We start from the raw sequence: 25,284 nt of genomic DNA, 5'->3' as shown, positions 1-25,284 counted from the left end.
TGGGCTATATTCCTAATCTGCATCCGGGTAATGGATTTCGTTGATATACCAGGTAGCAATCCCGGCCGGTGTTTCTACCCGCGCGGCATCACCGGCCTCTTTTTTAAGCAAGGCCCGGGCCATCGGAGAATCGATAGAAATATAGTCTTTACGGCCAAAAATCTCGTCATAGCCCACAATGCGGAAAGATTTAATTTCTCCGGCATCATTTTCGACCTCGACCTGTGCGCCGAAGAAGACTTTGCCCTGTTGCTGCGGAGAGTAATCGACAATACGTAATGCTTCCAGGCTTTTTCTCAGATACCGGACCCTGCGATCAATCTCTCTGAGCCGCTTTTTGTTATACTGATAATCGGCATTTTCACTGCGATCACCCAGGCTGGCAGCCCAGGTAACCTTTTTGGTGACTTCCGGGCGTTCCTCGCGCCACAGATAGTCAAGTTCCTGTTTTAATTTGTTATAGCCTTCGCGTGTAATCAGTGGCGTTCTCATTCCGCTTCCCGTAACAGTCAATAAATGTCAGTCATTGTCAGTGTATGTCGCTCATGCGGGTGTGAAAGTCCGCTTTCTGCGGAGGATAGCCAGAAATTCCCCCTTCTGTGCGTAAAACAGCCATTATCGCCTGTGGTGAAATCCGGATAGAAAGTTTGAGGAAATTCAACAGACTCCGCGGGCATCGGGCGATAAAAACAGAGTTAACTTGCTGTTTAATATGCTTTGTAACAATTTCGGCTAGAATATAAACCATTATAAACTGTCACTGTAATATATCTTTTTTAACAATACAGCATCAGGCAATTGTGCCTTTGGGAGTGAAGAAATGCAGGAAAATTACAAAGTTCTGGTCGTTGATGATGATATGCGACTGCGGGCATTGCTGGAAAGATATCTGACTGAGCAGGGTTTCCAGGTTCGCAGCGTAGCGAATGCTGAACAGATGGATCGTTTACTGACCCGTGAATCCTTCCACCTGATGGTCCTTGATTTGATGCTGCCGGGCGAAGATGGGCTTTCTATCTGTCGCCGTTTACGCAGCCAAAGTAATCCGATGCCGATTATTATGGTGACGGCCAAAGGCGAAGAAGTCGATCGTATTGTCGGACTGGAAATCGGTGCTGATGATTATATTCCTAAACCGTTTAACCCGCGTGAATTACTGGCCCGGATCCGTGCGGTATTACGTCGCCAGGCGAATGAATTGCCGGGTGCACCTTCGCAGGAAGAAGCGGTTATCGCATTTGGTAAGTTTAAACTGAACCTCGGCACCCGCGAGATGTTCCGTGAAGATGAACCTATGCCATTAACCAGCGGTGAGTTTGCGGTACTGAAAGCGCTGGTCAGCCACCCGCGTGAACCCTTATCCCGCGACAAACTGATGAATCTGGCCCGTGGCCGTGAATACAGTGCAATGGAACGTTCCATCGATGTTCAGATTTCACGTCTGCGCCGTATGGTAGAAGAAGACCCTGCACACCCCCGGTATATCCAGACAGTCTGGGGTCTGGGGTATGTTTTTGTGCCGGACGGCAGTAAAGCATGAAGCGATTCCGCTTTTCGCCACGGAGCTCCTTTGCCCGTACGCTGCTATTGATTGTGACTCTGCTGTTTGTCAGCCTGGTCACGACCTATCTGGTGGTGCTGAATTTTGCGATTTTACCGAGTCTTCAGCAGTTTAATAAAGTTCTGGCGTATGAAGTCAGAATGCTGATGACCGATAAACTGCAGCTGGAAGACGGCACACAGTTAGAAGTTCCGCCAGCTTTCCGTCGGGAAATCTATCGGGAATTAGGTATTTCACTGTATACCAATGCAGCGGCAGAGGAAAGCGGGTTACGCTGGGCACAGCATTATGAATTTCTGAGCGATCAGATGGCGCAACAACTGGGAGGACCGACAGATGTCCGGGTGGAGGTTAACAAAAACTCTCCGGTGGTCTGGCTGAAGACCTGGTTATCACCCGACATCTGGGTGCGTGTCCCTCTGACAGAAATTCATCAGGGAGATTTCTCCCCGCTGTTCCGCTATACCCTCGCTATTATGCTGCTGGCGATTTGCGGAGCCTGGTTGTTTATCCGTATGCAGAACCGGCCACTGGTGGAGCTGGAACATGCCGCTCTGCAGGTGGGACAGGGGATTATACCGCCACCGTTAAGGGAGTATGGGGCATCGGAAGTACGCTCAGTGACACGGGCGTTTAATCAGATGGCTGCCGGAATTAAACAGCTGGCAGATGACCGTACGTTACTCATGGCAGGGGTCAGTCATGACCTCAGGACACCGCTGACACGCATTCGCCTGGCCACGGAGATGATGGGGGAAGAAGAAAAGTATCTTTCCGAATCCATCAACAAAGATATTGAAGAGTGCAATGCCATCATCGAACAGTTTATCGATTATTTGCGCACCGGGCAGGAAATGCAGACCGAACGTGTTGATCTTAACACGGTACTTGGGGAAGTTGTCGCGGCTGAAAGCGGTTATGAGCGCGAGATAGAGAATGCTGTGATGGACAGTGAATTGCTGCTGGACATCAATCCGCTTTCTGTCAAACGTGCCGTCGCTAACATGGTGGTGAATGCCGCCAGGTATGGTAATGGCTGGATCAAAGTCAGTAGTGGTCGTGAGCTGAACCGGGCCTGGTTTCAGGTGGAAGATAATGGTCCCGGGATTGAACCTGAGCAAATTGAGCACCTGCTTCAGCCTTTTGTCCGGGGAGACAGTGCCCGCAGTACCAGTGGGACCGGATTAGGGCTGGCTATCGTCCAGCGAATTATTGACGCGCATCGGGGTGAGCTGGAAATCGGAAGAAGTGAGCAGGGCGGGTTACGCATCCGGGCCTGGTTACCGGTTCCGGCCACAGAACCGCCAGTGGTCAATACCGTGACTCATTAAGTGTGTGGAACAGACAGGGTGAGAGCCCTGTCTGTGGTTGTGGATTAATGTAGCTCAGGACCGGCGAGCACCAGTGCTTTGCCGGTTTCCGTATCCGTATATTGCCCGAAATTATCAATAAACTTCTGTGCCAGCACTTCAGCCTGTGTTTGCCATTCGCTCTCTGACGCCCAGCTATTCCTCGGGTCGAGTATCTGGCTCTCCACACCTTTCAGCATCAGAGGGATCTGCAGGTTAAAGACCGGCAGTATTTGTACCGGAGCCTGCCGTAATTCATCGTTCAGAATGGCATTAATCAGTGCCCGTGTATTTTTCAGCGAAATACGCTCACCTTTACCATTCCAGCCGGTATTAACCAGATAGGCTTCTGCACCAGCAGCCTGCATCCGCTTCAGAAGCACTTCTGCGTAACGGGTCGGGTGCAGGGTAAGAAACGCCGCACCAAAGCAGGCCGAAAACGTGGGTAACGGTTTGACAATACCCCGCTCTGTCCCGGCAAGTTTGGCCGTGAAGCCGGACAAAAAATGATACTGGGTTTGCTCCGGCGTCAATCGTGACACAGGGGGTAAAATCCCGAAGGCATCGGCAGTGAGAAAAATGACTTTACGTGCATGTCCGGCTTTTGAGGCCGGAGTCACGATATTCTCAATATGGCTTATTGGATAAGAAACACGGGTGTTTTCGGTTTTTGAGGCATCAGTAAAGTCTATGCTTCCATCAGGGAGCACAACCACATTCTCCAGCAAAGCATCACGACGGATAGCCTGGTAGATTTCCGGCTCCGCCCGGGCGCAGAGATTAATGGTTTTTGCGTAGCACCCGCCTTCAAAGTTGAAAACGCCCTCATCATCCCAGCCATGTTCATCATCGCCGATTAACTGCCGGGCGGGATCGGTAGAAAGTGTGGTCTTCCCGGTTCCGGAAAGGCCGAAAAATACGGCCACATCCCCTTGTTTACCGACATTAGCGGAGCAGTGCATGGATGCAATATTCTTCAATGGCAGTAAATAATTCATGATGGCAAACAAGCCTTTTTTCATCTCACCGCCATACCAGGTCCCCCCGATCAGCTGAATACGCTCGGTCAGGTTAAATGCCACAAAATTTTCTGAGTTGAGACCCTGGGACTGCCAATGCGGATTGGTACATTTTGAGGCATTCAGGACCACAAAATCCGGGGTAAACTGTGCCAGCTCCTCCTCGTCCGGCCGGATAAACATGTTTTTGACGAAGTGAGCCTGCCATGCCACTTCAGTCACAAAGCGGACACTGAGCCGGCTGTTTGTATTGGCCCCGCAGAAGGCATCGATCACGAACAGACGCTTACCTGAGAGCTGATCTGTCACACACTCTTTCAATGCCTGCCAGGTATCCGTGCTGAGTGGCTGATTTCCGTGACTGCCTTTCGCGTTGTCACTCCACCAGAGGTTATCGCGGGTGGTTTCATCGCGGACAATGTATTTATCTTTCGGGGAGCGGCCGGTAAAAATACCGGTATCCACCGCCACGGCACCGTTACTGGTCAGTGTTCCCCGCTCAAAGCCCTGTAATTCCGGGCGTAGCTCTTCGTTAAACAGGGTATCGTAGTCCGGGTTATAAATAATGCAGGGGGTATGTTGAATACCTAACGATGAGAGTTCGGGCAACTTCCTGTTTCTGGAAGACATATATCTGCTCCTTTCGAACCTGAGTCTGCAAGTGGATATGCCGCGGCCAGAGGCAATGATAATGACCCCAAGAGGTATTAACCTGATAGTCACGGGCAGTGTACACAGCGGATGATAAGGGCAGGAAGGGAGTCCGGAGAAAAGTGTGAGGCGGGTTATACTTCACTGTAATGACTACCCTTTCTTTCAACAGAAAAGGTAGTCCTGTAGCAATACCGGGTACGCCGGCCTCAACAGAGAAGGCCGGAGTTCAGGATCAGTGGACGGAATTATTACCTGCGAGAGCATTATTGCGAATATTTTCCACATCGACCGCATCATAAATGTAATGAGCGCCACAGTAGTCACAATGCATATCAATCTTGCCATCTTCGGCCAGGATCTCATCTATCTCATTAGCCGCCACGGTTTTCAGTACGTCGCCACAGCGCTCACGTGAACAGGTACATTTGAATTCAACCGTGACCGGGTCAAAGACAGATACCTCTTCCTGGTGATAAAGACGCCATAACACATCGGTGGCCGACAGTGAGGTCAGTTCTTCGGCCTTGATGGTGTCAGCCAGCGTTACCAGATGTTCAAACTCCTCGTTACCGGCACCGTGGGAAGGCAGAACCTGAAGCAGGATACCCCCGGCACCTTGTGCGTCCTGGCGGATAATGAGTCGGGTCGGTAATTGCTCTGAACGGGCAAAGTAGTCTTCCAGGCACTCAGCAATCGTCTCACCTTCCAGCCCGACCACGCCCTGATAACGCTCGCCTTTCGCCGGAGTGATAGTAATGATCAGATACCCGTTACCTGCCATCTCTTTCAATGTTGCGCCGTCAGTAATATCGCCACGCATGCGGGCAACACCACGAAGCTGCTGGTGGTTGTTACCATTGACCACGGCCATGGACAGAGGACCGTCCCCCTGCAGCTGAACCGTAATATCACCTTCAAATTTCAGTGTCGCGGTCATCAGACTGGTCGCGACCAGCAACTCGCCCAGTAATGCCTGCACCGGTTGCGGGTAGTCATGATCCCGCAGGATATCCTGCAGGGTCTGTGAAACATTCACGAGTTCTCCGCGGACCTCGGCGTTGTTAAAAATAAAGCGATGAAGCTGATCGTGTACAGGCATAAGTGTCTCTCTTTGGTGACGGGAGATTATTCATCGCCCGTTAATTTAAATTTTATCAGGTGCCGGCGCTCTTTTTTGTCCGGCCGTCTGTCTGGGTGCGGCATCGTTAATGCATGGAGTTTCCGTGCAACGGCTTGTGCCTCACGTTTTTCAATACTTTCCGGCGTTTCGCGATAGAGAAGACTGGCATCCGTCGCGCTGCCTCGCTGCCCGGAAATGCCGGTGATCACTATGGTACGCAGGTCATTTCCCTGACGTAACACCAGCCCGGCATTGAGCTCTACATGTTTTCCGGGTTTGGTACGTTGTCCGTTGTAATGGACTTTTCCGCCTTCAATCATTTCTCTGGCGATGGCCCGGGTTTTATAAAATCGGGCAGCCCATAACCATTTATCCAGCCTGACATCCTGCGGAGACGTTTGTTTTTTCATACTGGCTCCTGTTATCAGAATCACCGGTGACCTGCCCCCGGCAGAGAGGCATTAATGTGCGTGACCGTCCTGTGCCGGAATTGAGTAAATATGGGTGAATACGAATAATTCAAGGCAGAAGGGGGACGTTACAGGTGACAGTATTTTCCGTGCAGCACCAATCAGTGATGTCCTATTATAACGTAATTCCGGCCGGATGTATTGCGATGGCAGTACCATGAAATGCTGTAGTGGCGGTCATGCCTGGCCCCGGAGCGGGGGCATGACCGGCAACTCCGGGCAGATGGCTGAAGCGGTCATCCGGATCAAAACAATGAGCGTGGCTCTTGTCCGCTCCCCAGGGTCGGATTAAAACATTTATCATAATATTGCTGAATGGCTATCTGTCGCTGGTGGTCTTTACGCACTCCGCGGAGGGCGAGAACAACATTCACCAGCAGGCAGGCCACCAATGCGACTAAGAAAAGAGATGTTCCCAGATAGCGCCAGAGTGAGATCCCTCCCGGTTCTTCATGTAATGATACATGGGTAGTACCATTTGCATCGACGGAGAGCGCTGTAATGATCCCGGACGCGGTAAATGGCGTATGGAGCAACATAGCGGAAATACGCTGCAACTCATTCCATTGCTCGGGTGCACTGAGATCAAATAAAGAGACATCGGGCTGTGGCTGTCTGACCAGCTGCCGGCCCTGGTCACTGATCAACAGGTAACCTCCCGGCGGCGGGCTGTTCAGGGTTTCTATCGCTTTACGGGTCTCACTGGTAAAAAATATTGCTGCGGCACTGTTGACGAGGTTCTCCAGCATGCCGGCACTGACCGGACGCAGCAGGACATTAACCCCATTCAGCTGACCGGACTTCGCCCGGGCCACCAGAGATGACCAGTCTTTCGCATTCCCCAGATTGACCAGGGCATTTTTCAGACGGACACAATCCATCGCCTGGCCACAGAGCTGATGGGTCTTTAGTACGATATCGGCGAAGTCATCCAGCAGGATCATCCCCGATTTCTGGATAGCTAACGCCAGCTGGGGGTTAATTTTTAAATCATCGATGGAGTCAGGATGCAGCTGCCGCTGAACCGTATCCAGTAGTGCTGTGGTTTCATCAATGGTCTCAGACTGTGGCAATGGAAGAGGGGAGGCGTTATTCCAGTAAATGGCAGAGCAGTCGAAAGGCATATAGCCATAAATACGGTTCCCCTGATAACTGCCCGGAACCGAACACATTCCGTTCCCTTTGACGTCCAGTAAATCACCCACCTGTAATCTCATGGCGGTTAACTGCTTCAGTGAGGTCACTTCAATTCGCTGAGTACCCTGCAGCCAGGCCATACTCAGTTTAAAAGGCATTCCCAGCGGGACCCAGCTCGCCATCATGATTAATACCAGCAATGCACCGCCAGCCAGCACAGCATTTTTACGCCAGCGTTGTACCGGAAATTCGCGGCACTCATCATGTAATGAAAGAAATCTGCCCTGGCGGATCACCCGACGTTCGGTATCAATATCTATCTCAGTTTCTTTTCCCAGGTCGTGCTGGATATAAGGCATCCAGTAATCGGGATAGTGCAGATCGATAACGCCCAGCGAAATATTACTTTGTTCCTGATTCGACTCGCCGAAAAGCCCCCAACGTTTCGGTAACCCACGCATACAGTGGATTTCTTTAAAATCACTGAGTCTGGCAGGCCGGAACATACTCCACAGACATCCGGTGATCACCAATAGCGCCGGCACGACCAGCCATAACAGTAGCCCCGGAGGAACAAGCTGACTCAGGAACAATACCAGTAATGCCAGACAGATAATAAAGGCTTCCGTGGTGCCGTCGGGCCTGGAAAGCTGGTGTTCTTCCGGTGTTTCTCTGCGTATCTGCAGAAGCTCAATATTGCTGCTTTTCTCTTTACGGATGGAAGCCGGGGAGTTCAGTGGCAGATGGCGGGTGCTCTCTGATGTCTCCTGAAAATAGTCAGCCAGCTGATGTCCGTTGAGTGCGATGACCAGTAAAATATTCCCGGCGGGGATCAGTTCAATGGTATTTTCAGCAGTAATGAATTGTTCCCACAACGGTGGCAGATGGATTTCAATGGTATCGAGATAATATCGCCATTGCTGGGGGGAACTGGTCGAAAGCCCGTAGCGCGTTATCGGATAGTTGAGGGAGTAAACCTTATGGCTCCGTAACGTAAAAACCGGTTCTTTACTGACATTGGAACGATTAAACAGCGCGAGAAAAGGGTGACGTGATGATGATACAGCAGATAAGTACGCAACCGCGGCTTGTTTTTCTTCAGAAGAAAGAGAGCGTTTAGTTGCCGGGATCAATAAAGAAAGCCTCTCCGGAAAGAAGCGGTACCTTCTGAAATAAATCATTGAAGCACCAGACAATAATATTGCTAATGCTAAAATCGTGATCATCATACCCATGTAATGTTCAGCCTGGCTACAGACAACTCCGCAGCAGTTATTTACTCCGGAAATATAATAAAAGATGATTCTCAGTGGTTCCGGGTACCGGCCCGGTGTGTGCTGCTAATGCAACGAATTATGATCCTATTGCAGTCAGGTCACTATTCAGGAGTCATTGATTAAATTCAGATTTCGCTCATCACTATTCTACTGCGGGCAGCACAATAAGGATATCGGTCTAATCTTAATATTTATATTCTGTATGATCCCCGGCGTGAAGATAATGCCTGACGCCGATGCTCCTGTGAAGGCTGAACCGGGGATTTGAGCTGCGGGGTGAGCTGTGGTTCAATACGAACAGCGAGTTTATACGTTTATTACCAATGCTGATTACAACGTACTGTTCGAGGTTATCGATGGGTTCCCTGAAAAAACCAGAAATTCTGAATATCAAAGAGGTTGCCCGTTCCCGGCTATTTACTATCCAGCAGGTCGACCTGGAATTCAGTAACGGTGAACGTCGGGCATATGAGCGTATGAAGCCCTCATCACGTGAAGCCGTGATGATCCTCGCACTGGAAGGTGATTCGGTGTTGCTGATCGAAGAATATGCGGTCGGGCTGGAGAGTTATGAACTGGGTTTTCCTAAAGGTCTGATAGACCCGGGCGAAACCCCCCCGGAAGCAGCACAACGTGAGCTGAAAGAAGAAGCGGGATTTGGCGCGCGGAGCACAGAGTTACTGGCCAGTCTGACCATGGCACCTTCGTATTTCTCCAGCCGTATGAACATTATTGTCGCGCAGGATCTGTACCCGGAAAAACTGGAGGGTGATGAGCCTGAACCGCTGATCGTACACCGCTGGCCGCTCAATAATCTGACCGGCTTGCTGGAAAAACCACAATTCAGTGAGGCCCGGAATATCAGTGCGCTGTTTTTGCTACGGGAATGGCTGATAAAGCACAATAAACTGCCGGACCCGTCATAAAAAAGCCGGTAGTGCTATCCCCGGATCAGGGTGAATGAAAACGTCTCAGGAAGTGATAAGTGGCATCAGATGAATGCCATGAGCGCTGCGGGCAGAAGATGTCCGTCGCCGACGCCAGGACTTGTTAAAAGACCACCGCCGCCTGGCGGTGGTCTTTTACTTTAGGGGTCAGAACAGGTCGTGACTCTGCCCGTTATTGATGATTTCAGGGCTGGTATCCTGCACTGAATACCCGGTCGGTTCCGTCCCGGTAATAAAGTATTCCTGACGTGAGTTCGGCCCGCCTTTAGACAGTTTTCCGGTGGTGCGGTCAATCGTCACCGTCGTAATACCCTCCGGGGGTACCAGCGGCTGCAGCGGCACACCTTCCAGCGCAACTTTCATATAGTCATCCCAGGCAGGCTGGGCGGTTTTTGCGCCACCTTCATACCCGGCGGCCTGATCTTTAATGGCACCGGAGTAAGTACTGCGGCCTAAATCCCTGCGGGCATCATCAAAGCCGACCCAGACCGAGGTGGCAATATCCGGGCCGAATCCGGAAAACCATGCGTCTTTCGAACTATTGGTTGTGCCTGTTTTACCACCGATATCATTCCGTTTCAGATCTCTGCCGGCACGCCAGCCTGTCCCTTGCCAGCCGGGTTCCCCGAAGACATTCGAATTCAGGGCACTCTTAATCAGGAAGGAGAGCTGGGTGCTGATCACATGAGGCGCATATGCCTGATCCGCTGCCGGAGGGACTTCAGGTTGCTCCAGATCCGTTTGCGGGGCTGAGGTATTGGCCGCAGCGTCCGGGCCGGATGGAGCAACATTCTCAATACTGTCTTCGTTCAGTGCTGCGGATTTCGGGGTCTCACCATAGATCACCGGAATATTGCATTGCGGGCAGGCAATTTTCGGTTGTTCTTCAAAGACGGTATCACCGGCATCATTGACAATTTTCTGAATAAACCATGGGTCCACCAGAAAACCGCCATTTGTCAGTGTGGCATAGCCTCTGACCACCTGTAACGGCGTAAAAGATGCCGCACCCAGCGCCAGTGATTCCGTATGGACAATATTCTGTTCCGGGAAGCCCAGCCGCTGCAGATATTTCACGGCATAATCCACACCCATGGCCCGCATCGCCCTGACCATTACCACATTTTTAGATAACCCCAATCCCTGACGTAAACGGATAGGGCCGTCATAAGTATTCGGAGAATTATGCGGACGCCAGTCTGTACCGGCACCGGCGTCCCAGCGGGAGATGGGCACATCATTCAGCAGAGTGGCTAATGTCAGACCTTTATCCATGGCTGCGGTGTACAGCAGCGGTTTAATATTTGACCCGACCTGCCGTAAGGCCTGGGTGGCCCGGTTAAACATGCTCTGGTTAAAATCAAAGCCGCCAACCAGCGCAATGATGGCCCCGGTTTTGGAATTCAGAGAAACCAGCGCTGAATTCACATCCGGCACCTGTGCCAGTAACCATTGGTTCTCTGATTGCCGTACCCAAATAAGCTGCCCGGGTTGCAGGACCTGATTAACCGCTTGCGGAGTAGCACCTTGCTGCGTGTCTGTTTTAAACGGTCTTGCCCAACGAACAGAGGCAAGGTCGAGTGACAGCACTTTATCCCCTTTCATTGTCACACTGGCAGAGCTGGCATTTGTGGCGGTGACGATGGCCGGGATAAGCGGGCCATACACAGGGAGTGTATTCAGCTCCCGGCTAATTTTTGCTGCATCCCAGGCGTTATCGCCGGATTTCCATAGCACTTTCTGTGCGCCGCGATAGCCGTGACGCATATCGTAGTCGATAACATTTTTCTGTACTGCCGCCTGCGCGGCGGTCTGTAAGCGACGTGTAATAGTGGTATAGACCTTAAATCCGTCGGTATAAGCATTATCGCCATAACGCTTCACCATCTCCTGACGCACCATTTCGGTGATATACGGTGCAGTGAAGGCGACTTCCGGACCATGGTAACTGGCATCAATCGTCTGTTTCCTGGCGTCATCATACTGCTGCTGAGTAATGTAATGCTGGTCCAGCATGCGCGACAGAACGACATTTCTCCGGGCCAGGGCGCGATCCGGTGAATAGAGCGGGTTAAAGGTTGAGGGGGCCTTCGGTAGCCCGGCAATCATGGCTATTTCGCTCAGGGTCAGCTGATCCACCGTTTTGCCGAAATAGACCTGAGCGGCGGCACCGACACCATATGCACGATAGCCCAGATAGATTTTATTCAGATACAGTTCCAGAATTTCATTTTTACTCAGTAACTGCTCAATACGTATCGCAAGGAAGGCTTCTTTAACCTTCCTCATAAATGTCTTTTCCGGACTCAGGAAGACATTACGCGCTAACTGCTGGGTGATCGTACTGGCCCCCTGAGAGGCATGACCGGTCATCAGCGCGATACTGGCAGCACGGAAGATCCCGACCGGGTCAATGCCATGATGCTCGTAGAATCGACTGTCTTCTGTGGCGACAAACGCTTTTATCATTTCAGGCGGGATTTGATTCAGCGTTAAGGGGACACGGCGTTTTTCGCCAAACTGAGCCATCAATTCTCCGTCGGCACTGTAGACTTGCATCGGCGTTTGCAGCCGCACATCTTTCAGTGTGTTTACATCGGGCAGCTGTGGCTCAATATACTTATAGAGGCCATAGACAGAGCCGACTCCCAGAAATACGCAAAAAATTGCGGAAATAAATAAATACTTTAAGAACTTCACCTGAAATATCCCACCAAAGGTCAACTGCATAGTTTATAAACAATTTCCGCGTAGTATAAAGGCAAGAAGATTGGTTTGATACGTCATTTTGCGCAACAGACACAGCGGAGGTGTCATTTATGAATTTTCAGCGCTGGAATGTCGGGCTTGATATTCAGCCGGGCTGTATTACTGCCCTGGGGGTACAGGCCCGGCGCAGAGGTTGGCAATTACGGCATTGGTGGCAGCACAGGTTACCTTCAGCAGGTACCGGCACTGTGGATATCGAAGGGCAGCGATCAGTATTGTTGTCTCTTCTGCGCCAGTGGCGTCGGCTGTTGCCTGCCCGGTTTTCGCTGAGGGTCGGTTTACCTCCGCATCTTGTCTCCCGCCGTGAACTTACACTACCACCGACCGTTATGTGCGAGCCGCAACTCGGGCGTTATATTCGGACCGCGGCGCGCCGCTGGTTTCCTGAAGGTACCGGACCTCTGGGGCTTGATTACACCTCTGAGCCGCTTTCTTCGGGAGGACTGACGGTGACGGTTGTAAACCAGGAGGTGCTTGATCAGTGGCAGGCATTATTCCGACAGGCAGGACTGAGCCCTGAGGTGTTTGATCTCTCGCCGGCCAGTCTGGCGATCATTATGGAAGCGCAGCAGCCGGAAAGGGATGGCATATTACTTCACTGCAGTGATGCCTTCTGGTTATGGGCTGCCCGCCGGCACGGGAAAATCAGCTACGGCTGGCAGTTTCGTCAGCAAATGACTGATGCCGATACCCTCTGCCGGCAGCAGTGTCCGGAGGCAGCATTCCGTCTCTGTTGCGGAGAAGATCTCCGGCAACCACTGCCCGGGTTTACGTTATGTCATCCTCTGCAGATGATTGCGCATCGGTACCCGCCTTTACCGGCCAATGATAATGGCTATGTCCTGGCGACCGGCCTTGCTTTACGGCCGGAAGATAGCGTATGACCCGGGTGAATCTGTTGCCCTGGCGGGAAACTGCGATAAAACAACGGGCGCGCCACTGGATCATTCGCTACAGCACGTTGCTGATAGTTCTTACTCTTCTTTGTGCGGGTGGTCGTATCATGCTGCACAATCAGGTGCAGCAGATGCTTTTACTGGATGAGCAGCAACAGCAAGATCATTTACGGATAAACCGGCTCATTACCGGGCAGCAACAGCTTTCGCTGCGCCTGGAGGGCCTGAGGCAAAAAAGGGAAGCCCGCCGGTTACAACAGGAGCAACTGATACAATGGCGTCGCTTCTGGGCTGACTTACCGGAGCTGATGCCTGCATCGGTCTGGTTATTTTCTGTCAGCCGCCACGAAGGCGTGCTCATTTTTCGCGGGCAGAGCGACAGCGTTTCGCAACTGTTACGCTTTAACCGGCAACTTAAAGGGCATCCGTTTTTATACTCATCGGCTGTGCAGGAACTGGTCACGGTAGCAGAAGGCGGATATCGCTTTACGCTGACGGCCCGTCTGACCCCCGAACTTCACGAGACAGGGGGCGGAAATGCCTGAGTTTATCCTTTCTTTTTTATACCGCCCCCGGAGTCAGCAATGGCTGCTGTTTGTTCTGCTTGGCATGGGCAGTCTGGTTGCGGAGGTTGCGGTTCTGGACTTCCCTGCCTGGCGACTTTGGCAGCGGAGTGAAGTCCGTTATCTGCAGCAAACGACAGCGCTGAAACAGCAACGGAAAAAACTGGCATCTCTGCCTCCCCTGGCACAACTGCGGGAGTGGTGCCATGAGGCGACAATGCCTGAAGCTCCCCGGATAACACCGGTGGCGCTACTGACCCGACAGAATGTCAGGATCCGCCATTGGAAAAATGGTTCTCCGGCACAGATACAGTTATGGCTGAACTGGCCTGAGGTTAAAGATATTTTCGGAGGTATTGCCTCGCTGTATCCGGCCTGGTCCGCTGGCGATTTTACTCTTGGTCGCCAGAACGATGTGCTGGAAATGACACTATGGCTGCATACCGGTGACTAGACGTGGGCTGTGGTGCCTTAGCCTGTTACTCAGTACAGCACAGGCAGAAGACCGGGACCCTTTTCAGCCTCCGGTAATCCGCCCGCAATGCCAGTTACCGGAGAAAGCAGATCTGCGTCAGTGGCAATTAAAGGGGACTTTATCTGATCAGACTCACCAGGCCGCCTATATTACGGGGCCCGGCGGCGGGCATTATTTCCTGCAGGCGGGAGAGTACCTGCCGGGGAGCGAATGGAAAGCCGAAAGGATCGGTCGCGGCAAGGTGTTGTTCCGTAATACCTCGGCATGCGAAAAGCCTTTATGGCAGTTATCACTGACCCGGGAGAGCACTTATGAGAAGTAATATCCTGTTATTGATGCTTGTTCTTACTGCCGGAACGGGGCGAGCGGCTGTATCGGACTCTCCTGTGACTCTGGACTTTGAGGAAGCACCGGTCACGCGGATTTTTTATTATCTTGCCGGGTTTCGGGATCTCAATCTGGTTATTGCCCCCGGGGTGACCGGGACATTGTCTTTGCGGTTACACGATATCGCCTGGCCCCGGGCGATATCACTGGTATCGGAAATGGCAGGGGTAAGGACAGTTCTGGACGAAAACATTTTACGGGTTTTCCCGGAAGGGCAGAGAGAAGACGATGCCGGACGCCGGAACACGGGCAATCGTTCGTCTTCGCCTGTGATCACCCGACGTTTTACGTTGCGTAATACCGATGTCGCATCAATCAAACCATTACTGATGAGTGATCGTGCCGGTTTATTGAGTGCTTCAGGCCCCATCAGTGCGAACAGCCGGGCAAACATGCTTATTGTTCAGGATACCGCGGAGTCAGTCCGGAAAATTTCTGAGTGGTTAGACAGCTATGATGTCGCGATCCCTCAGGTAGAAATCACGGCACATATCATCACCATCAGTGAGGAAAGCTTACGTGAACTAGGAGTGGATTGGGGGTATCAGGGAGAACGCCTGCAGACAGACCCGGGAACGCTCTCTGTGCTGAATATTCCGCTGTCAGTGACACCCGCATCTTTCACCGCCGGTATGACACTGACACGAATTAATGGACAACTGTTGAGTCTGGAGCTGAGTGCGCTTGAGCAGGAGCATCAGGCAGAAATTATTGCCAGCCCGCGTCTGATTACTTCGCATGGTAATATGGCGTCCATTAAACAGGGGACGGAAATACCTTATGTCGTCACCCAGGGCAAAAACGAAACGGCAACCGTGGAATTTAAAGAAGCCGTCTTAGGAATGCAGATCACACCTGAAGTGCTCGGAGAAGGAAATGTTCGCCTGACGATACAGCTCAGCCAGAATGTTCCGGGAAAAGCCTTACAAAAAGGGAGTAACGTACCGATAAGTATCGATAAGCAGGAAATTTCTACCCGGGTTACGGTACGTGATGGGCAGACTTTGGCGCTGGGGGGGATTTTTCAGCAAAATCAGAATAACCAGAGGAATAAGGTACCATTGTTGGGAGAAATTCCTTTTTTTGGTCAATTATTTCGTCATGATGCACGCCAGCAGAATAAACGTGAGCTTGTGATATTTATTACCCCGCGGTTAATATTCCCCTGATCGCTCTCTCTGAAGGTGGCCGCTGACCGAATGCGCGTTGACGCGGCCCTGCATTTAGCATAAAAGATTGAGCGATTCCTTAAGTCCGGGGCCAAATACTAAAAAAACAGAGGCATGGTCAGGTTATTTTTGTGATTGCATGAATAATTGCCGGAAAAACAGGCAGACTATACAATCTCATCTTGCTCCGGAAGAGAAAGCTACCCCTGAGATCATTTAATTGGTTGCCAAACAGCCCAGAGTGTTGAGATAATTTTTCGTCTGACTCTTGTTAACGCTTATGAGGTCTCAGTTTCTGTCCCGACTGTCAGCAAGGCTGAACGCGGGGTATCATCAACGAATTCTTAGTAATACCGATAAAATGGCAGAGAAACGAAATATCTTTCTGGTTGGGCCTATGGGTGCCGGCAAAAGCACTATTGGTCGTCAGTTAGCTCAGCAACTCAATATGGAATTTTACGATTCCGATCAGGAAATTGAGCGACGTACCGGAGCTGATGTTGGCTGGGTATTTGATGTAGAAGGCGAAGATGGTTTTCGTGATCGTGAAGAAAAAATCATCAACGAGCTCACTGAAAAACAGGGAATTGTCCTGGCGACGGGTGGTGGCTCAGTAAAATCACGGGATACCCGTAATCGTCTTTCCGCTCGTGGTGTTGTTGTGTATCTGGAAACAACCATCGAAAAACAACTGGCACGCACACAGCGTGATAAACGACGTCCGTTACTCCAGGTTGACTCTCCTCCGCGGGAAGTTCTGGAAGAATTGGCCGATGAACGTAATCCTTTGTATGAAGAAATTGCAGATGTGACCATCAGAACCGATGAGCAGAGTGCTAAAGTGGTCGCAAACCAGATTATTCATATGCTGGAAAGTAATTAATTTGTTAGCGTAAAACAGACTCAGTCGCAGGGTATCGATCATTATGGAGCAGATCTCGGTCTCACTTGAAGAACGTAGTTATCCGATTACCATAGCTGCAGGTTTATTTGATGACCCTGCCTCCTACTGGCCTCTCAGTGCCGGTGATACCGCGATGGTGGTGACCAATGAAACGCTGGCACCACTCTATCTGGCGTCTGTGACACAGACATTATCTGATGCAGGTATTGCGGTTGACCAGGTGGTTCTTCCGGATGGCGAGCAATATAAGACGCTGAATGTCCTGGAGAAGATATTTACCGCTTTACTGGAAAAACCCCATGGCCGGGATACCACTCTGGTGGCTCTCGGGGGCGGGGTGATCGGTGATATGACCGGCTTTGCCGCGGCATGTTATCAACGGGGCGTCCGCTTCATTCAGATCCCTACCACCTTACTTTCACAGGTTGATTCTTCAGTCGGTGGAAAAACTGCAGTAAACCACCCGTTAGGTAAAAATATGATTGGGGCTTTCTACCAGCCCGCATCGGTCATTATTGATACCCGTTGTCTGAAAACGCTGCCGCTACGTGAGTTGTCGTCCGGACTGGCGGAAGTCATTAAATACGGTATCATTCTGGATTATGACTTTTTTGTATGGCTTGAACAGCATATGGATAAGCTGATGGCCCTGGATGAACCGACGATTGCCCGCTGTATCCGCCGTTGCTGTGAACTCAAAGCTGAAGTTGTTGCAGCGGATGAGCGTGAGTCCGGGGTCAGGGCTTTGCTGAATCTGGGACACACCTTCGGGCACGCGATTGAAGCGCATATGGGCTACGGCAACTGGTTACACGGTGAAGCGGTCGCCGCCGGAATCGTGATGGCTGCGAAAACAGCCGAACGTTGTAATGGTTTTACCTCAGCCGAAACAGAGCGCATTATTGCGCTGCTGGCGCGGGCCGGACTTCCGACCCGTGGGCCGGCTGAAATGAGCGCAGAACAATATTTGCCTCACATGCTGCGTGATAAAAAAGTGCTGGGCGGAGAGTTACGTCTGGTACTGCCTTGTAAAACAGGCCAGGCAGAGGTGAGAAGTGGTGTAGCACATGATATTGTTTTAGCGGCGATCAATGATTGTCAGCCAGACTGATATACGACAGAGCTTGTTCTGCTGCACACAGGTAGCGGGATACTAACGGTTAAGCACGAGGTGGTTTAATGGATGAGTTCCAGCCGGAAGATGAGTTAAAACCTGACGCCAGTGATCGTCCTGCTGCGCGAACCCGTAAATCATCACCCAAGCCAAAGTTACCGAAACTACCGCAGCTCCCGCAGTTACCGGTATCGAAGCAGCATATTATGATTGCTATCGGTATTCTGGTTCTCCTGCTCCTCATCCTCGGTATTGGCGCTGCCCTGAAAGGCCCTTCTCAGTCCCCGGTATCAGGAAACACGACATCTTCCGGAGGAGAAGGGAAGTCTATTGATCTTTCCGGTTCCTCTGTGATGAATAACACACCGGGATCAACCACCGATGCGCCACCACCGCCAGTCGCGGGTAGCGATACGGAAGGGAAGCCTGCGTCTCAGTCTGATGGGCAATCTGTATCGCCTTCTGCCCCGACCTCCGCGCCGGTTACTCCGGCACAGCCTGACACAGCACAGAACGGTATCAGTGCTGACGGGATGACGGCACCGGTCGCCAGTCAGACAACGTTGCCGACCGCGCCAGCGACACTGGGACTGAGCGGAAAAAATAACGGTATGGCATCGGGTAATCGTTCAGCCAATACCTCGCCATCTTCACCGGCGTCGGTACCTTCTGTTCCACACCATGCAATGCAGAAACCCCATGTCAGCGAGCATAACGTCGCGGCAGAACGTCGTGAGCGTGAGGCGCGCATTACGGAACAACGCCGCAGGGAAGAACAGCACCGTGTCACAGAACAACGTCGGGTCGCTGAGCAGCGTCGTGTAGCGGAACCGCGTCGCGTTACTGAGCATACGGTGAAAGAGCCCCGCAAAACGGTCACAGCTTCCGAACCGGCCATGCATGAATCGAAACCTGTCAGCGTGGCGCGTAAAAATGCCTCTGAGGCGGTAGCTCAGATACCTTCGGGTGAGTACACAATACAGCTGAGTGGTGCGACACACAGAGGATCCCTGAATGCATGGGCCAGACAACAAAACCTTACCGGTTACCATGTTTATGAAACGCAGCGTAACGGGCAGCCCTGGTATGTGTTAGTGAGAGGTTCTTATGCAACCTCTGCTGAAGCTAAGCAGGCTATCAGTACCCTTCCTGAAGCTGTACGGGCGAAAAGTCCATGGGTTAAACCTTTAAGTCAGGTCAGGAAAGAGGCTGCTAAGTGATAATTATCGGGGCTGCAACAGGCAGCCCCACTGATAAGCGCAGATCTGCTGTCGGTCTATCCGCAGCCATTAATGAAATAATTTTTACTACGACAGCATGAAAAAACACCGCGCTTTCCTGAAGTGGGCAGGGGGTAAATACCACCTGCTGGATGATATTCGGCAATACTTACCTGAGGGCGATTGTTTAATCGAGCCCTTTGTAGGTGCCGGTTCAGTATTTCTGAATACAGATTACAAAAGTTATCAGCTGGCTGATATTAATAGTGACTTGATTAATCTCTACAACATTATCAAGACCAATAGTACGGCGTTTATTGCAGACTCCCGTCGGTTGTTTACCGCGGAGTTTAATGACCCTGATGTCTACTATGCCCAGCGGATAATTTTCAATCAAAGCAGAGACCCTTATGAACGGGCACTGTTGTTCCTCTATCTGAACCGCCACGGTTATAACGGCCTATGCCGCTATAACCTGAGCGGAGAGTTTAACGTGCCTTTTGGCCGTTACCGTAAGCCTTATTTCCCCGAAGCCGAACTGTTATGGTTTGCTGAGCGTGCACAGCAGGCGACTTTTGTTTGTCAGTCTTACAGCACAACAATGAGTCAGGCGCGCTCCGGATCAGTCGTGTATTGTGATCCTCCTTACGCACCACTTTCGGCGACGGCAAACTTTACCGCCTATCACACGAACAGTTTCAATCTTGCTGAACAGGTACATCTGGCTGAACTGGCGGCAAAACTGGCAAGGGAAAATGCAGTCCCTGTGTTAATCTCTAATCATGATACTGAGTTAACTCAGCAGTGGTACGGTGAAGCAGTAAAGTATGTAGTGAAGGCTCGCCGTTCTATCAGCCGCAATATAAACGGGCGCACTAAGGTTAACGAATTACTGGCGCTTTACCGCTAAGCTGAGCATAGTCAGGTCTATTTCTCAGGTAATTTAACCGGGCACAACCCTCGGGAGAACAGAATGAAAGACTATTTGATAGCCCCCTCGATTTTGTCGGCTGACTTCGCCAGGCTGGGAGAGGACACCGCAAAAGCACTGGCTGCCGGGGGAGATGTTGTTCATTTCGACGTAATGGATAACCATTACGTGCCTAACCTGACCATGGGGCCGATGGTGCTTAAAGCTCTGCGTGATTACGGTATCACGGCTCCCATAGATGTCCATCTGATGGTGAAACCTGTTGATAGTCTGGTCCCTGAATTTGCGAAAGCGGGTGCCAGCATCATTACTTTCCACCCGGAAGCTTCAGAGCATATCGATCGTACCTTACAGCTGATTAAAGAACATGGCTGCAAAGCAGGTCTGGTATTCAACCCGGCAACACCGCTGAACTATCTTGATTACGTCATGGATAAGATTGATGTGGTTCTGTTAATGTCGGTGAACCCTGGTTTTGGGGGGCAAAGTTTTCTTCCGTCGACACTGAATAAACTCCGTGATGTGCGTAAACGTATCGACCACAGTGGTTTTGATATCCGCCTTGAAGTGGATGGCGGGGTAAAAACTGACAATATTGCTCAGATTGCCGCGGCCGGAGCCGATATGTTTGTCGCCGGTTCAGCGATTTTTGGTCAGCCTGACTATAAAAAAGTGATCGAAGAAATGCGTCGGGAACTGGAGAGTGCTAATGGATCATTTCACTGATATACGGGCTGTTGCATTCGATCTCGACGGCACGCTGACTGACAGCATTCCCGGCCTGGCAGAGGCTATCAATCTCACGTTGAAAACACTGAGTTTTCCTGCCGCCGGTGTGGACCGGATCGCGACCTGGGTAGGAAACGGGGCAGATGTTCTGGTGGAGCGTGCCCTGACGGATGCTCTTGGTCACACGCCTGCCACCACTGAGTTTGAACAAGCCCGGCAGTTATTTAATAGTTATTATGCACAAACGGCTGAACACGGCAGTGAATTGTTCCCGGCCGTACAGGAAACCCTGCGGACATTACATCAACAGCAGCTGCCGATGGCCATTGTGACCAACAAGCCGACGCCATTTGTTGCCCCCTTGCTGGAATCACTGGGGATTGCCGATATGTTCTCACTGGTTATCGGCGGGGACGATGTGGTAGTGAAAAAACCACATCCGGCGGCAATTTACCTGGTTTTAGGTAAATTCGGGCTTCATCCGCATGAATTATTGTTTGTTGGTGATTCACGAAATGATATTCAGGCAGCGAAGTCTGCAGGTGTCCCCTGTGCCGGTCTGACCTATGGATATAACTACGGAGAGCCCATCGCGGACAGTAAGCCGGATCGGGTATTGAATACGTTTGACCAACTTTTGCCCGTACTTGGGCTGTAAGGAATCAGGAAGAAATTTATGAGTAAACCCATTGTTTTTAGTGGCGCACAGCCTTCAGGTGAACTAACCATTGGTAATTACATGGGGGCTCTTCGTCAATGGGTACAGATGCAGGATGATTACCACTGCATCTACTGTATTGTTGACCAGCACGCGATTACTGTCCGTCAGGATCCGCAAGCGCTGCACAAAGCAACACTGGACACCCTGGCACTGTACCTGGCCTGTGGTATTGATCCTGAAAAATCGACCATTTTTGTCCAGTCTCATGTGCCGGAACATGCGCAGCTTTCCTGGTTGCTTAATTGCTACACCTATTTTGGTGAGCTGAGCCGCATGACACAGTTCAAAGATAAATCTTCCCGTTATGCTGAAAATATTAACGCCGGTCTGTTCGACTATCCGGTGTTAATGGCCGCAGACATCCTGCTTTACCAGACCAACCAGGTGCCGGTAGGCGAAGATCAGAAACAACACCTGGAGCTAAGCCGGGATATTGCTCAGCGCTTTAATGCCATTTACGGCGATATCTTCCGTATTCCGGAGCCTTTCATTCCGAAATCAGGTGCGCGCGTGATGTCATTGCTGGAACCGACCCGTAAAATGTCGAAGTCGGATGATAACCGCAATAATGTGATCGGCCTGCTGGAAGACCCGAAATCGGTCGTGAAGAAGATTAAACGTGCAGTGACCGACTCTGATGAGCCACCGGTAGTTCGTTATGATGTGAAAAATAAAGCCGGCGTTTCTAACCTGCTGGATATTCTTTCCGGAGTTACCGGTCAGTCTATCCCTGAGCTGGAACAGGAATTCAGCGGTAAAATGTATGGTCATCTTAAAGGCGCGGTAGCAGAAGCTGTTGCCGGAATGGTCGGCGAATTGCAACAGCGGTTTGAACACTATCGTAATGATGAAGCTTTACTGAATAAGATTATGAAAGAAGGCGCGGAAAAGGCCAGCAGCAGAGCCCGTGAAACGCTGGATAAGGTGTATCAGGCTGTAGGATTTGTTGGCCGTCCTCAGTAAAGTATACCCGCAGTCATAAAAGACTAAAAAGCCACCGTCAGGTGGCTTTTTAGTCAGATAACGCCGGTATCCCGGCGCCGGAGTGAACCGCAGTGATGATTAGCGGGATGCAGATGTGCTATGCAGCCGGTGTCTGGTCACAAATCCCAGGCCGATACAAAGGATAAACACGACCGCATACAGACCATTTGCAGTCAGCAGCGCAGCATGTGGCCCGCTGTGTTCTACGATAGGACTGGTTACAACAAAGGTCAGCATTGTACCGATAGTGCCGCAGGTCAGGATAAAGTTAACCAGCTTCGGTGATGACACTTTGGTTTGCTGTGAACCCAAAGTAATAATGGTGGTATAAATGGCACTTGAGAAGAAACCTAATGCCATAATAATCAGGTGGAGCATCGGGATTGCCTGGTCATGAGTAAACCAGTACATCAGCAGTGTTGCCAGAGCGGTGAGCACCACCAGAATTTTCTGCAGGTCAAAGAAGCGCAGTACGACACTGAACACCCACATTCCTACCATATAAGCCGTCCAGAAATTACCTACCAGTTGGCCGGCATCAGAAATCTGCATACCCAGGTTTTTAGTCGCATATTCCGGTACCCAGGAAATAAAGCCCAGTTGTCCCAGAATGTAGCATAGGGCAGCCAGTGCCAGCAGGAATACTCCGCTTCCCCATTTTTCTTTTCCGGTCTGTTCTTTGTCGCTGTTTTTGGTCAGTACCGGGAATTCCATCATCAGTGTGAGTACAAAGATAACCACGTAGATGAGTCCGATACAGCAATATACCCAGTACCAGGGCAGGTGACGGGCCAGAAGAATACCCGCGATGATAGGGAACAGAGTTCCGGCCATGCTGAAGAAGGAGTCAGTGAACAGCAGGCGCGAACCGCGCTGACGGCCTTCATAAAGATGGGTGATCAGGAAAGTACCAATCGACATGGTAATACCGCTAACCACACCCAGGACAAACATACAGACGGAGAATATTGCAATACTGTGCCCGGTAATCAGCCCCGCAATTGCCAGCAACATCAGGATAAAGCCAAAAATCAGCTGGCGTTTCAGAGGGATAATTTCCATCAGCCAGGCATTCAGGAAAATAGCGGCCAGGATCCCCGCATTAAGAAAAGTGAACGTATTACTCATACTGGACACCGGCACATTAAAGTACCGGGCAATATTATCCATGACCATCCCTGTCACGATAACTAATGCACCCGTTAGTGCATAAGAAAAAAAACTAATCCAGGTCAGGCCAATTCTGTTGGTCTTTGTCATTGTCGACACCCTAATAAGAAGAGAAATACTGGTTATAACGGCACAGGTAAAGAGTGAACCGTGATCTGCAAAAATAATCAATGCAAAATCATACCTTTATTGCATTAAATGTGTGATGTTCTTCAAATGTTTGTCCCGGCAGAGTGATCTTTTCCTGTGGTTAACCGTGCCATCACCCGGTAAACGTCTGGTTCTTACCTGTTTATATCACTACAATTAGTCGGATTTTTTGCACTATCTATCTAATCAGGGAGTTTTTATGTTGAAACGTACTTTGGCGACAGCTTTCACTTTGTTAGCTCTCTCTTCTGTCTCTGTATCGGCACTGGCCGATACCCATGTATTACTGACTACGACGGCAGGTAATATTGAGCTGGATCTTAATGATCAGAAAGCACCGGTGAGCGTTAAGAATTTTGTCAGCTACGTCAACAGCGGCTTTTATAACAATACTATTTTCCATCGGGTGATCCCGGGGTTCATGATCCAGGGCGGCGGGTTTACTGCAGATATGCAGCAGAAAACCGCAGGTGCGCCTATCCGTAATGAAGCTGACAATGGTTTGCAGAACGTCCGTGGCACCATTGCCATGGCCCGTACTGCGGATAAAGATAGTGCAACCAGTCAGTTCTTTATTAATGTGGCGGATAATGCATTCCTGAATCACGGTCAGCGTGATTTCGGGTACGCGGTCTTTGGTCGCGTTGTCAAAGGCATGGATGTGGTGGATAAGATTTCGCAGGTGGCTACCACGTCGAGTGGTCCTTACGAAAATGTTCCTGCTAAACCGATTGTGATCACTTCAGCAAAAGTCTTACCATAATCTGATGCGGTCAGTGGAGTACAGGGTTATTGCACTGACTTTACTCCGATACCATTCTCTGCCACAGTCAGCAGAGAGTGGTGCATTTGCATTGATGCGATCCGCTACCTCCCCGGTAACTGCCAGACAGAGATTACTTTCATGCTGCTCCTCATCGATAACTACGACTCCTTTACCTGGAATTTATTTCAGTATTTCAGCCTGACCGGAGTGGATGTCCGCGTTGTTCGGAATGATGCGATCACCCTTGAGGAGATGTGCCGATTACCTCTGACTCACCTGGTGATTTCTCCCGGACCATGTACACCGGATCAGTCCGGTATTTCTATGGCGGCCATTCGCCATTTTGCTGGTAAAATTCCTATTCTCGGGGTCTGCCTGGGGCACCAGGCGATAGTCAGTGTCTTTGGTGGTAAGGTAGTCCGTGCACGCCAGCCGATACATGGTAAAACATCAGCGATTATCCATCGCGGTATCGGCGTGTTCCGTCGGTTGAATAATCCACTGACGGTAACACGTTATCACTCACTGATCGCCGAGCAAGCCTCACTGCCGGAATGTCTGGAAATCACGGCCTGGACTGAGGTGAACGGTGAGCCCGACGAAATTATGGCTATCAGACATAAAACACTGCCTGTGGAAGGGGTACAGTTCCACCCGGAAAGTATTCTGAGTGAGCAGGGAGTGGAATTATTAAAAAATTTTGTGACTCAGGCCGGCTAAAGATTGTCTTTAAGTGATTTTTTATGCATATTTTATGGATTATTATTTAATCAGTCAGTGAATTAATCAGGCGGGGCAGGAT

At 50.7% G+C, this 25,284-nt stretch carries 24 protein-coding genes; 17 read left to right on the top strand and 7 right to left on the bottom strand.

Annotated elements, in window-relative coordinates:
• Nucleotides 1-12: 12 nt before the first annotated feature.
• Nucleotides 13-492 (bottom strand): transcription elongation factor GreB, encoded by a 480-nt coding sequence (gene greB / locus GTPT_RS02105; protein ID WP_025901502.1) that lies wholly within the window; start codon nt 490-492, stop codon nt 13-15.
• Between the two features lie 328 nt (nt 493-820).
• Here greB and ompR point away from each other — a divergent pair, with 328 nt between their 5' ends.
• Nucleotides 821-1,540, top strand: coding sequence for an osmolarity response regulator transcription factor OmpR (ompR, locus tag GTPT_RS02100; protein ID WP_025901501.1), 720 nt, complete (start codon nt 821-823; stop codon nt 1,538-1,540).
• Entirely contained in the window at nt 1,537-2,892 is a 1,356-nt protein-coding gene (gene envZ, locus GTPT_RS02095) for a two-component system sensor histidine kinase EnvZ (RefSeq protein ID WP_025901500.1), read from the top strand. Before ompR ends, envZ begins: the two co-directional genes overlap by 4 nt.
• A 44-nt stretch (nt 2,893-2,936) precedes the next feature.
• Here envZ and pckA read toward each other — a convergent pair whose 3' ends face one another.
• The 4 genes from pckA to GTPT_RS02075 form a co-directional block, all read right to left on the bottom strand.
• A complete protein-coding gene (gene pckA, locus GTPT_RS02090) occupies nt 2,937-4,559 on the bottom strand; it encodes a phosphoenolpyruvate carboxykinase (ATP) (RefSeq protein ID WP_029991037.1) in 1,623 nt (540 codons plus the stop codon).
• 256 nt (nt 4,560-4,815) lie between these two features.
• The gene (gene hslO, locus GTPT_RS02085) at nt 4,816-5,682 is read right to left on the bottom strand and encodes an Hsp33 family molecular chaperone HslO (RefSeq protein ID WP_025901498.1); all 867 of its coding nucleotides are present in this window, start codon (nt 5,680-5,682) and stop codon (nt 4,816-4,818) included.
• A gap of 26 nt (nt 5,683-5,708) precedes the next feature.
• A complete protein-coding gene (hslR, locus tag GTPT_RS02080; protein WP_029991035.1) occupies nt 5,709-6,113 on the bottom strand; it encodes a ribosome-associated heat shock protein Hsp15 in 405 nt (134 codons plus the stop codon).
• A gap of 305 nt (nt 6,114-6,418) precedes the next feature.
• Nucleotides 6,419-8,545 carry an IgaA/UmoB family intracellular growth attenuator gene (locus GTPT_RS02075; protein WP_029991033.1) on the bottom strand — a complete coding sequence of 709 codons (2,127 nt, stop codon included), beginning with the start codon at nt 8,543-8,545 and terminating at the stop codon, nt 6,419-6,421.
• 398 nt (nt 8,546-8,943) lie between these two features.
• Between GTPT_RS02075 and nudE the strand changes: the two genes are divergently transcribed.
• On the top strand, nt 8,944-9,513 hold the full coding sequence (gene nudE, locus GTPT_RS02070) for an ADP compounds hydrolase NudE (RefSeq protein ID WP_025901495.1): 570 nt from the start codon (nt 8,944-8,946) through the stop codon (nt 9,511-9,513).
• A 168-nt stretch (nt 9,514-9,681) separates the two neighbouring features.
• Here nudE and mrcA read toward each other — a convergent pair whose 3' ends face one another.
• A complete protein-coding gene (gene mrcA, locus GTPT_RS02065) occupies nt 9,682-12,234 on the bottom strand; it encodes a peptidoglycan glycosyltransferase/peptidoglycan DD-transpeptidase MrcA (protein ID WP_025901494.1) in 2,553 nt (850 codons plus the stop codon).
• Nucleotides 12,235-12,353: 119 nt separating this feature from the next.
• Here mrcA and GTPT_RS02060 point away from each other — a divergent pair, with 119 nt between their 5' ends.
• The 12 genes from GTPT_RS02060 (at nt 12,354) to trpS (ending at nt 22,375) form a co-directional block, all read left to right on the top strand.
• Nucleotides 12,354-13,187, top strand: a complete 834-nt coding sequence (locus GTPT_RS02060; RefSeq protein WP_025901493.1) for a type IV pilus biogenesis protein PilM — start codon at nt 12,354-12,356, stop codon at nt 13,185-13,187.
• A complete protein-coding gene (locus GTPT_RS16665) occupies nt 13,184-13,744 on the top strand; it encodes a PilN domain-containing protein (RefSeq protein ID WP_025901492.1) in 561 nt (186 codons plus the stop codon). The genes GTPT_RS02060 and GTPT_RS16665 overlap by 4 nt, the downstream gene beginning before the upstream one ends.
• Nucleotides 13,737-14,216 carry a HofO family protein gene (locus GTPT_RS02050; protein ID WP_029991030.1) on the top strand — a complete coding sequence of 160 codons (480 nt, stop codon included), beginning with the start codon at nt 13,737-13,739 and terminating at the stop codon, nt 14,214-14,216. Before GTPT_RS16665 ends, GTPT_RS02050 begins: the two co-directional genes overlap by 8 nt.
• Nucleotides 14,209-14,559: a hypothetical protein gene (locus tag GTPT_RS02045; protein ID WP_029991028.1), complete on the top strand. Its 351-nt coding sequence runs from the start codon at nt 14,209-14,211 to the stop codon at nt 14,557-14,559. Before GTPT_RS02050 ends, GTPT_RS02045 begins: the two co-directional genes overlap by 8 nt.
• Complete coding sequence (pilQ, locus tag GTPT_RS02040) at nt 14,549-15,793, top strand: type IV pilus secretin PilQ (RefSeq protein ID WP_029991027.1); 1,245 nt, start codon at nt 14,549-14,551, stop codon at nt 15,791-15,793. Before GTPT_RS02045 ends, pilQ begins: the two co-directional genes overlap by 11 nt.
• A 361-nt stretch (nt 15,794-16,154) precedes the next feature.
• Nucleotides 16,155-16,676, top strand: coding sequence for a shikimate kinase AroK (aroK, locus tag GTPT_RS02035; RefSeq protein WP_025901488.1), 522 nt, complete (start codon nt 16,155-16,157; stop codon nt 16,674-16,676).
• A gap of 43 nt (nt 16,677-16,719) precedes the next feature.
• A complete protein-coding gene (gene aroB, locus GTPT_RS02030) occupies nt 16,720-17,808 on the top strand; it encodes a 3-dehydroquinate synthase (RefSeq protein ID WP_029991025.1) in 1,089 nt (362 codons plus the stop codon).
• Between the two features lie 68 nt (nt 17,809-17,876).
• Nucleotides 17,877-19,031, top strand: coding sequence for an SPOR domain-containing protein (locus GTPT_RS02025; RefSeq protein ID WP_025901486.1), 1,155 nt, complete (start codon nt 17,877-17,879; stop codon nt 19,029-19,031).
• A gap of 97 nt (nt 19,032-19,128) precedes the next feature.
• Nucleotides 19,129-19,941, top strand: coding sequence for an adenine-specific DNA-methyltransferase (dam, locus tag GTPT_RS02020; protein WP_025901485.1), 813 nt, complete (start codon nt 19,129-19,131; stop codon nt 19,939-19,941).
• Between the two features lie 63 nt (nt 19,942-20,004).
• Complete coding sequence (gene rpe / locus GTPT_RS02015; RefSeq protein ID WP_025901484.1) at nt 20,005-20,688, top strand: ribulose-phosphate 3-epimerase; 684 nt, start codon at nt 20,005-20,007, stop codon at nt 20,686-20,688.
• Nucleotides 20,672-21,349, top strand: a complete 678-nt coding sequence (locus GTPT_RS02010; RefSeq protein WP_029991023.1) for a phosphoglycolate phosphatase — start codon at nt 20,672-20,674, stop codon at nt 21,347-21,349. Before rpe ends, GTPT_RS02010 begins: the two co-directional genes overlap by 17 nt.
• A gap of 18 nt (nt 21,350-21,367) precedes the next feature.
• Complete coding sequence (gene trpS / locus GTPT_RS02005) at nt 21,368-22,375, top strand: tryptophan--tRNA ligase (protein ID WP_025901482.1); 1,008 nt, start codon at nt 21,368-21,370, stop codon at nt 22,373-22,375.
• A gap of 99 nt (nt 22,376-22,474) precedes the next feature.
• Here the strand turns inward: trpS and tsgA are convergent, their stop codons facing one another.
• The gene (tsgA, locus tag GTPT_RS02000; RefSeq protein WP_025901481.1) at nt 22,475-23,656 is read right to left on the bottom strand and encodes an MFS transporter TsgA; all 1,182 of its coding nucleotides are present in this window, start codon (nt 23,654-23,656) and stop codon (nt 22,475-22,477) included.
• A gap of 259 nt (nt 23,657-23,915) precedes the next feature.
• Here tsgA and ppiA point away from each other — a divergent pair, with 259 nt between their 5' ends.
• Together ppiA and GTPT_RS01990 are read left to right on the top strand one after the other, a co-directional pair.
• On the top strand, nt 23,916-24,479 hold the full coding sequence (gene ppiA, locus GTPT_RS01995) for a peptidylprolyl isomerase A (protein WP_025901480.1): 564 nt from the start codon (nt 23,916-23,918) through the stop codon (nt 24,477-24,479).
• A gap of 141 nt (nt 24,480-24,620) precedes the next feature.
• Nucleotides 24,621-25,202, top strand: coding sequence for an anthranilate synthase component II (locus GTPT_RS01990; RefSeq protein WP_025901479.1), 582 nt, complete (start codon nt 24,621-24,623; stop codon nt 25,200-25,202).
• Nucleotides 25,203-25,284 lie beyond the last annotated feature (82 nt).

This window comes from Tatumella ptyseos ATCC 33301 (assembly GCF_000735525.1).
Lineage (GTDB): Bacteria > Pseudomonadota > Gammaproteobacteria > Enterobacterales > Enterobacteriaceae > Tatumella > Tatumella ptyseos.
Note: the sequence above shows the minus strand (reverse complement) of the source record. Positions and strands in the feature narration are given on the sequence as shown.

Coding starts and splice junctions, on each gene's coding strand:
- aroK (WP_025901488.1), top strand. CDS start 16,155: ATGGCAGAGAAACGAAATATCTTTCTGGTTGGGCCTATGGGTGCCGGC.
- ppiA (WP_025901480.1), top strand. CDS start 23,916: ATGTTGAAACGTACTTTGGCGACAGCTTTCACTTTGTTAGCTCTCTCT.
- GTPT_RS02060 (WP_025901493.1), top strand. CDS start 12,354: ATGAATTTTCAGCGCTGGAATGTCGGGCTTGATATTCAGCCGGGCTGT.
- hslR (WP_029991035.1), bottom strand. CDS start 6,113: ATGAAAAAACAAACGTCTCCGCAGGATGTCAGGCTGGATAAATGGTTA.
- GTPT_RS02050 (WP_029991030.1), top strand. CDS start 13,737: ATGCCTGAGTTTATCCTTTCTTTTTTATACCGCCCCCGGAGTCAGCAA.
- ompR (WP_025901501.1), top strand. CDS start 821: ATGCAGGAAAATTACAAAGTTCTGGTCGTTGATGATGATATGCGACTG.
- trpS (WP_025901482.1), top strand. CDS start 21,368: ATGAGTAAACCCATTGTTTTTAGTGGCGCACAGCCTTCAGGTGAACTA.
- pckA (WP_029991037.1), bottom strand. CDS start 4,559: ATGTCTTCCAGAAACAGGAAGTTGCCCGAACTCTCATCGTTAGGTATT.
- aroB (WP_029991025.1), top strand. CDS start 16,720: ATGGAGCAGATCTCGGTCTCACTTGAAGAACGTAGTTATCCGATTACC.
- dam (WP_025901485.1), top strand. CDS start 19,129: ATGAAAAAACACCGCGCTTTCCTGAAGTGGGCAGGGGGTAAATACCAC.
- nudE (WP_025901495.1), top strand. CDS start 8,944: ATGGGTTCCCTGAAAAAACCAGAAATTCTGAATATCAAAGAGGTTGCC.
- envZ (WP_025901500.1), top strand. CDS start 1,537: ATGAAGCGATTCCGCTTTTCGCCACGGAGCTCCTTTGCCCGTACGCTG.
- greB (WP_025901502.1), bottom strand. CDS start 492: ATGAGAACGCCACTGATTACACGCGAAGGCTATAACAAATTAAAACAG.
- pilQ (WP_029991027.1), top strand. CDS start 14,549: ATGAGAAGTAATATCCTGTTATTGATGCTTGTTCTTACTGCCGGAACG.
- GTPT_RS02025 (WP_025901486.1), top strand. CDS start 17,877: ATGGATGAGTTCCAGCCGGAAGATGAGTTAAAACCTGACGCCAGTGAT.
- GTPT_RS02010 (WP_029991023.1), top strand. CDS start 20,672: ATGGATCATTTCACTGATATACGGGCTGTTGCATTCGATCTCGACGGC.
- GTPT_RS02075 (WP_029991033.1), bottom strand. CDS start 8,545: ATGGGTATGATGATCACGATTTTAGCATTAGCAATATTATTGTCTGGT.
- rpe (WP_025901484.1), top strand. CDS start 20,005: ATGAAAGACTATTTGATAGCCCCCTCGATTTTGTCGGCTGACTTCGCC.
- hslO (WP_025901498.1), bottom strand. CDS start 5,682: ATGCCTGTACACGATCAGCTTCATCGCTTTATTTTTAACAACGCCGAG.
- tsgA (WP_025901481.1), bottom strand. CDS start 23,656: ATGACAAAGACCAACAGAATTGGCCTGACCTGGATTAGTTTTTTTTCT.
- GTPT_RS01990 (WP_025901479.1), top strand. CDS start 24,621: ATGCTGCTCCTCATCGATAACTACGACTCCTTTACCTGGAATTTATTT.
- GTPT_RS16665 (WP_025901492.1), top strand. CDS start 13,184: ATGACCCGGGTGAATCTGTTGCCCTGGCGGGAAACTGCGATAAAACAA.